Below are 6,258 nucleotides of genomic sequence, written 5' to 3' on the forward strand. Positions count from 1 at the left end.
CTATTGTTGAATATCTTGTTGTATTGCTTCAATCAATTGTTTTTCGGTAGGCAGGTACAGTTCGTATTTACTGGCTACAATGTTTTTTTCGCCTTCCGGTAAGCTAAACTTCACCAAAGTATTATTTTTTTCGGTACATAACAATATGCCAATCGTTGGGTTTTCGTGGGGTAGCCGCTCCACTCGGTCATAATAATTGACATACATTTGTAACTGTCCAATATCCTGATGGCTTAACTTATGGGTTTTGATTTCAATAACTACAAAACATTGCAAAAGCCTATTATAAAATACTAAATCTACAAAAAACTCATCGTCTTCGAGTAAAATGCGTTTTTGGCGTGCCACAAACGAAAAACCGTTACCCATTTCCAACAAAAACTCTTGTAAGTGCGTAATGATGGCTTGCTCTAAACGGTTCGCCGTAGCGATCTTTTTCGTAATAACTACTTTCTCGTTTCAGCCCCAAAAACTCCAACACCATCGGGTCTTTTATGAGTTCTTTTACTTCGCTTGGTTGTTGCTCGCCTTTGGCTACTGCCAACACACTTTCTTTGTCGTTGCTCATCAATAATCGTTCGTACAAAAGACTATTGATTTGGCGTTCCATTTGCCTTGCTGTCCACGCATTTTTGATACTTTCGGCAATATAAAACGCTCTTTTATCATGGTCTTCTATGCGTGTGAGCAAGCGATATTGAGTCCAGTTCAATTGCGAACGCACTGCGTTCGCAATTGGAAAGGTCTTATAGAATTGACGAATAATCTCTAACTGCCTAATGCCAAATCCACTACCAAATTCTGGTTCGAGTTGTTGGGCTAAGTATTTAATGAGGTATTTACCGTAAGTAGCTCGTTCTTCGCCTTGTTGTTCTTCCTCAAAAATATACTTACCTATGTGCCAATACATGAGCGTTCGCTCGTGGTCAACGGCACGAATGGCTCGCTCTTGCGATGCTTCAATAATGGCTTTTATCTGCCCAATTAAGGCTGTATTTTGCAAATTCATTTGTGAATTTTTTTTATTTAAACCTTATAGGTTTTGAAAACCTATAAGGTTTGAGGATTGAAAAAATCCCAGCCAACCAAACTATCGGTGTCTTCTATTCTATTCTTACAATACTTAAATGTCATTACATCGCCCGTTAGTTCGGGAATCAGCACGCCACCAATCAATTCTCGCTTGGTATTGGCTTTATTTTCGGCATCTAAACAATCCAAAAGAGCATTGTGCTTGTTGGCTGCTTCGGCATCTGAGCGTTTGGTTTTTGTATCGAACAAACCTATTTTGCCCGACTTGAATTTTATAATAAAGTCCACGTAAAACAATCGTTTTACGCCCTTTTTGTCATTATATGGCACTGCAAAATGTTCTTTTCCTTGGTCGCCATTTTTGTACCACCAGTCTATGAAGGCAGCTTTTTTTTCTAAAAATTCTTTTAAAGCAATTTCTGGACTTGAGGCTTTTTCGTATTCAAAGAATGGTTCTAAGGCGTGGTTTTCTATCTTTTCACGTCTGTATAGTTCATTAAAATAGCGAGTCGATGGCACTTCCCAATCATTGTTTACGACTCTTCGGCTATCGTTGCCTTGTTTTACTTGCCAAGCTTCAAAGTTTTCGAGGGCTTTGGCAATGTGCTGCACCAAGTATTCTTTGTTTTGTGGAAAAAGATAAATTTTGCGAATCTCAAATTCATTATAGCCTAAGTAATATTCGGCAAAATGATTCAACGTTTCTCTTAGTTTTTTCCAACTTTTCGAGCGGTTTAGGCGGGTGATATTATCGTAGCAAAACCGATCAAACATGGTTCCGAACTGGGCATCTGTTATCGAAAATGCCTTCATTTGGTCGTTGTTTAGCATAATGGCATTTACTTCGTAGGGGTCAAGATTTATATCGGTTGGAATTTTTATTTGGTGTTCATCTATCTCAAACTGCCAAAATTTTTCACGCATTGCTTTTCTATTAAAATCTCTTTGACGTTTTACGTCTTCCATTTGAGCAGGCGTAAACAAATCGAAATCAGGCAACTGACCTATTCCGTAGGTGTTTCCATGACATTAAAAAACTTTCGCTCAAAGACCGAAGTCAGTACACCAGCCGTAGCACGGTCATTGACAATCGTAGCTGTCTGTAATTTATCATATACCCAATCTTTATCGGCTTGCCTGTTGGCTATCTGATAATTGAAAAAATCGGCATCCGATGGCTCAAATCGTATTTTATTGCTCTCAATGTTGGTATAAACATAGCCGTAGTTGAGCATATCGTTTTGATAATGCTTTTGGTGGGGCATTCGCAAGATTCGGCCTACGGTCTGAATACCAAAATTGGGACTTTGTACATTTCGATAACTTACCAGCACGGCTGCCCGTGGGCAATCCCAACCTTGGGCAATGGCTTGTTTGAAAATCAGAACATCCTGAAAACCATTCATATCTTCCAAACCTGCACGGTTTTGCTCGCCAGATAGCCAAACTGCCAGCCGACCATTGTTGGTGGTGATGCCATATTCCATGCTTAATAACCCTTCGAGGGTTTCTCTGATGGTCTTGTCTTCGTCGCTCAATGTGGCGGTATCCGACGGCAATTGTATGAGCAGCAGCGGATTTACTACGCCTGCGCCCAGCTCGGCATCGTAGATTGCCGCCAGTTCGTTTTTCTTTTCGAGGGCCATTCGCAGCAAATGAATATGCACATTATCAGAGTTTTGTTTGGCGGGGTCAAGCCCAATATTGAGCCGCACGCTTTTCTTAATCATGCCTTCGTCAACCACTTTTTTGCGACTGATCGAAACCGTCTTTTGTGGGCGGCTGTTGGGCGTAGCCGTAACCATTACTTCTACTTTGGCTTTGATGAGGTTTCGTACTGCAATGGCTTGCGGCCCCGTGAAGGCACCCAGGTGGGCTTCGTCAATGACCAAAATAAGCTGTGTATCTTGGGCTTTGGTGTTTTCGATGAGGGTTTCGAGATTGGTATTGGTTTCGTTTTCTTTTCGCCAAATCTTCTTCATGCCGTCCACGCTGCTCCAATTGACAAACAATAAATCTCGTGGGTTCAGTACGGGGTTGGTACTCAACTCGCTCAAATCAATCGACCTCAGTTTGGCGGTATCGGCATATAGTTTTTGCAAAGATTTCAAACTCTGAATGTGCAACGTGTTGGGGGCTATCCAGATAAAGGCCGTGTTGGGGTTGAGGCTCGGCTGCAACGGAAGCTCATCAACCAAACGGTAGAGGTAGTCGGCCATCATTACGGTTTTGCCTGAGCCGGTGGGGGCTTCGAGCAAAATCGGTACTTGCTCGGGGGTCTCGGCCAGGGCCTCAAAGGTGTAGGCCAATAAAGCATTGACCGCCTTGTCTTGAAAATCTTTGAGTAGGTGCAAGGGTTAATGAATGTTGAATGGTCGGGTGATTGAATGAATTCACGTTTCTAAATAACGCAATGAAGCAAAGTACCAGTTTTTTTACGTGAAATTTTGTAATTTTGGGTAAATTTCAAGCAAATGGAAAAAATATTGAACCGTATTACGTTTAATCCCCAAGTGATGGGCGGTAAGCCTTGTCTTCGTGGATTGCGCGTTACCGTTGGCACAATTGTTGGCCTGCTCGCCGCTGGCCATTCGTTTTTAGAAATTCTGGACGCATACCCCTATCTCGAAGAAGAAGATTTGCGTCAAGCACTATCTTATGCCGCTTGGCGAGTCGAAGAAATAGATATTCCTGCTGTAGCTTTATGAAAATACTGATTGACATGAACTTGTCCCCTTTGTGGGTTCAATTTTTTGAAAACCAGAACATAATGGCTCAACATTGGGCTACCACTGGCAACGCCAACGACCCTGACACTATCATCTTCGAGTATGCTCGCCACAATGGCTTTGTAGTTTTCACAAACGATTTGGACTTTGGTGCTATTTTGGCGGCAACAAACGCTGATTTTCCAAGCGTATTTCAATTAAAAAGCCAAGAATTAATGCCCTCTCGGATTGGCAATGCTGTCCTCACTTGTTTATTGCGCTACGAACCTTATCTGAATAGTGGTTGCTTAATAACTTTTGATACTTTAAAGGAACGTATTCGTATTCTGCCCCTTAAATAAATTTTTTGCGGTGGTTGGTAGAGCGACTCCATGTTTTTACCAACAATCTGTTTTTTGCTGTAGCATATTCGGTGGTTGCTATCATAGCTGTTTTTTGTCTAAGCCAATGATTCTGAAAGTGGCTTTGTAGGCATTGTAGATGGCATCGGGGAGCGGTATGGCCTCGATGCGGTCTTGCACCCCATAAAACTCTTCGACCAAAGTATCTTTTTCGGGACTAAAACCGTACACTTTTATCTTTTGGGTACTGCTCACCCCCTGAATAATACCCACTAATGCCTCGCAGACTTCGGCTTGCTGACGGCTGTGATACACCACTACCATGTAAACATCGGAATCGTCTCTGAAAATGCGGGCTTGCCGTGGGTCAAGTGCATACTCGGCGGTGAGTTCGTTGTAGCAGTTTTCTTTGAGGCACAGCAGCTCGGTGCTGGCTTGGGTAAGGAGGCGTTTGTTGGCTTCTGATTTGAGGCTCGGCACAAAACCACCCCGATAATACCGCAAATTGTTTCCCCCAAGCCCCTCCACCCACGCCCCTTTGGCATTGGTATAGCCCTCTATGACTCTTTTGTTGCGTTCGTAGGTGACTTCTTCGCAGATATTATTCTCGTTGTTGGTGACTAAGATACATTGCCTGTTGCCGCCATCTTCGGCATTGAGGGCCATGGTGGCATGAAGCGTGGTGCCACTGCCTGCAAAAAAATCGAGAATGGTGGAATCAGTATTTGATGCAATTTCTAATACCTTTCTAATAAGCATTAGCGGTTTGGGAGTACTGAACGCAGTAGCTTTACCAAGAATTTCAGTTATTTCTTTTTTAGCATCTTGATTATTGCCCGATGATTTATAATCCCACCAAGTCCAAGGTACAGAGCCTTTTCTATCAATTAAATATGTTTTTCTTCTTGGTATTCCTTTTCCATCTATTCCGAACCACATCCTACCTTCTTTCATTTGTTTCTTAAAAACATCTTCAATATTTTTCCAACATTTTCCTTCGGGAGGAGAGTACTTTGCTCCTCCAGGAGTCACAATTTCATAAACTTGATTTGGCCTAAATCCTTGTGCCATATAATCAGAAGAAACCCAAGCACCTCTTGGGTCATTATCTGGATTTTTAAAAGCATTTTCTTGCTCTTCGGTTAATGCCAAGTGGTTTAATCCAAGATAACTACTATAACTTTTGCCATAACAATAAATATTATCATGTGCGGGACCTAAAATTCTTCTTGAATCTGGGGAAATCCTTTTCTGCCAAATTATTTGTGCAATAAAATTCGCCTCCATAAAAACCTCATCACAAAGCAGTTTGAGTTGGGCTTGTTCGTTATCGTCGATGGAGATAAAGATCACGCCTTTGTCGCTCAACAGTCGCTTGGCAATGCGTAGGCGTTTGTCCATAAAACTCAACCATTTAGAGTGGCGGTAAGAGTCTTCACGGTCCACGAAGGAGTCGTTGTACTTAAAATCTTTGTTGCCGGTGTTGTAAGGTGGGTCAATGTAAATGACATCAATTTTGTTTTCGTGCGTAAACGTCAGAGCCGTGAGGGCGTGGAGGTTGTCGCCTTCAATCAATGAGTGATTCAGCCCCCCGGCCCCCAATGGGGGAGTTCCTACAAATTCACCTTTGGAGAGTTCAGCGTTTTTAACTCCCCCTTCAGGACGGTCCGCCGCGCGGTCGGACTCTCGCAGAGTTGGGGGGCTATCAAAAAGCGTAGGTTGTGAAGTTGTCTTCTTTGACGTGTCGAAAGAAATCCCCCCATTGGGGTCGGACCCTCGCAGGGTTAGGGGGCTGTTGGGGGCTATTATTCTCTTCTCCACCACCTCTTGCAGCACGGGCAGGTGGGTGCGGAGGGTTTCTTCAACGTCTTCGGGTTTGTCTTCCCACACGAGGCCGTATTTTTTTTTGGTATTGATGAGGTCAATGAGGTAGGCGCGTTCGTCTTGGCTGATGCCTTCGAGGGCTTTTACTTTTTGGATGAGGTCGTGTTTGTTCATGCGTCGGATGCGGGGGCGTTTGGTAGGCAATTTTAGCAACAAAGTACCACAGTACCCAACAAACCGCTGAAAAAACAACGACGGGCCCTTTTGCTTTGCCATTGTTGGTGTTCAACAATCCAACTGCTACGAGTTCGTTGTCGGTCATAAGACCAACA

7 protein-coding genes are annotated in these 6,258 nt (G+C 43.2%); 2 read left to right on the forward strand and 5 right to left on the reverse strand.

The window, feature by feature from the left end; genetic code table 11:
• From Q0081_RS12675 to Q0081_RS12690, 4 genes are read right to left on the reverse strand one after another with little or no spacing between them, the layout of a single operon-like run.
• Positions 1-369, reverse strand: coding sequence for a PDDEXK nuclease domain-containing protein (locus Q0081_RS12675; protein ID WP_298353708.1), 369 nt, complete (start codon positions 367-369; stop codon positions 1-3).
• Positions 362-1,009, reverse strand: a complete 648-nt coding sequence (locus Q0081_RS12680; protein ID WP_298353711.1) for a DUF1016 N-terminal domain-containing protein — start codon at positions 1,007-1,009, stop codon at positions 362-364. The genes Q0081_RS12675 and Q0081_RS12680 overlap by 8 nt, the downstream gene beginning before the upstream one ends.
• Before the next feature lie 41 nt (positions 1,010-1,050).
• Positions 1,051-2,031, reverse strand: a complete 981-nt coding sequence (locus tag Q0081_RS12685; protein ID WP_298353713.1) for a hypothetical protein — start codon at positions 2,029-2,031, stop codon at positions 1,051-1,053.
• Positions 2,032-2,036: 5 nt separating this feature from the next.
• The gene (locus tag Q0081_RS12690) at positions 2,037-3,386 is read right to left on the reverse strand and encodes a DEAD/DEAH box helicase (protein WP_298353716.1); all 1,350 of its coding nucleotides are present in this window, start codon (positions 3,384-3,386) and stop codon (positions 2,037-2,039) included.
• Positions 3,387-3,506: 120 nt separating this feature from the next.
• On the opposite strand from Q0081_RS12690, the gene Q0081_RS12695 reads away from it, so the two are divergent.
• On the forward strand, positions 3,507-3,740 hold the full coding sequence (locus Q0081_RS12695; RefSeq protein ID WP_298353721.1) for a DUF433 domain-containing protein: 234 nt from the start codon (positions 3,507-3,509) through the stop codon (positions 3,738-3,740).
• A 14-nt stretch (positions 3,741-3,754) separates the two neighbouring features.
• The gene (locus tag Q0081_RS12700) at positions 3,755-4,102 is read left to right on the forward strand and encodes a DUF5615 family PIN-like protein (protein ID WP_298353733.1); all 348 of its coding nucleotides are present in this window, start codon (positions 3,755-3,757) and stop codon (positions 4,100-4,102) included.
• Between the two features lie 81 nt (positions 4,103-4,183).
• On the opposite strand, the gene Q0081_RS12705 is transcribed toward Q0081_RS12700, so the two are convergent.
• Positions 4,184-6,202: a site-specific DNA-methyltransferase gene (locus Q0081_RS12705; protein WP_298353745.1), complete on the reverse strand. Its 2,019-nt coding sequence runs from the start codon at positions 6,200-6,202 to the stop codon at positions 4,184-4,186.
• Between the last annotated feature and the right edge of the window lie 56 nt (positions 6,203-6,258).

The sequence above is a fragment of the Runella sp. genome (assembly GCF_027484545.1).
Taxonomy (GTDB): domain Bacteria; phylum Bacteroidota; class Bacteroidia; order Cytophagales; family Spirosomataceae; genus Runella.

Excerpts from the sequence above, each read along its gene's own strand:
- Q0081_RS12675 (WP_298353708.1), bottom strand. The coding sequence starts at position 369 with ATGGGTAACGGTTTTTCGTTTGTGGCACGCCAAAAACGCATTTTACTC.
- Q0081_RS12680 (WP_298353711.1), bottom strand. The coding sequence starts at position 1,009 with ATGAATTTGCAAAATACAGCCTTAATTGGGCAGATAAAAGCCATTATT.
- Q0081_RS12695 (WP_298353721.1), top strand. The coding sequence starts at position 3,507 with ATGGAAAAAATATTGAACCGTATTACGTTTAATCCCCAAGTGATGGGC.
- Q0081_RS12700 (WP_298353733.1), top strand. The coding sequence starts at position 3,755 with ATGAACTTGTCCCCTTTGTGGGTTCAATTTTTTGAAAACCAGAACATA.
- Q0081_RS12705 (WP_298353745.1), bottom strand. The coding sequence starts at position 6,202 with ATGGCAAAGCAAAAGGGCCCGTCGTTGTTTTTTCAGCGGTTTGTTGGG.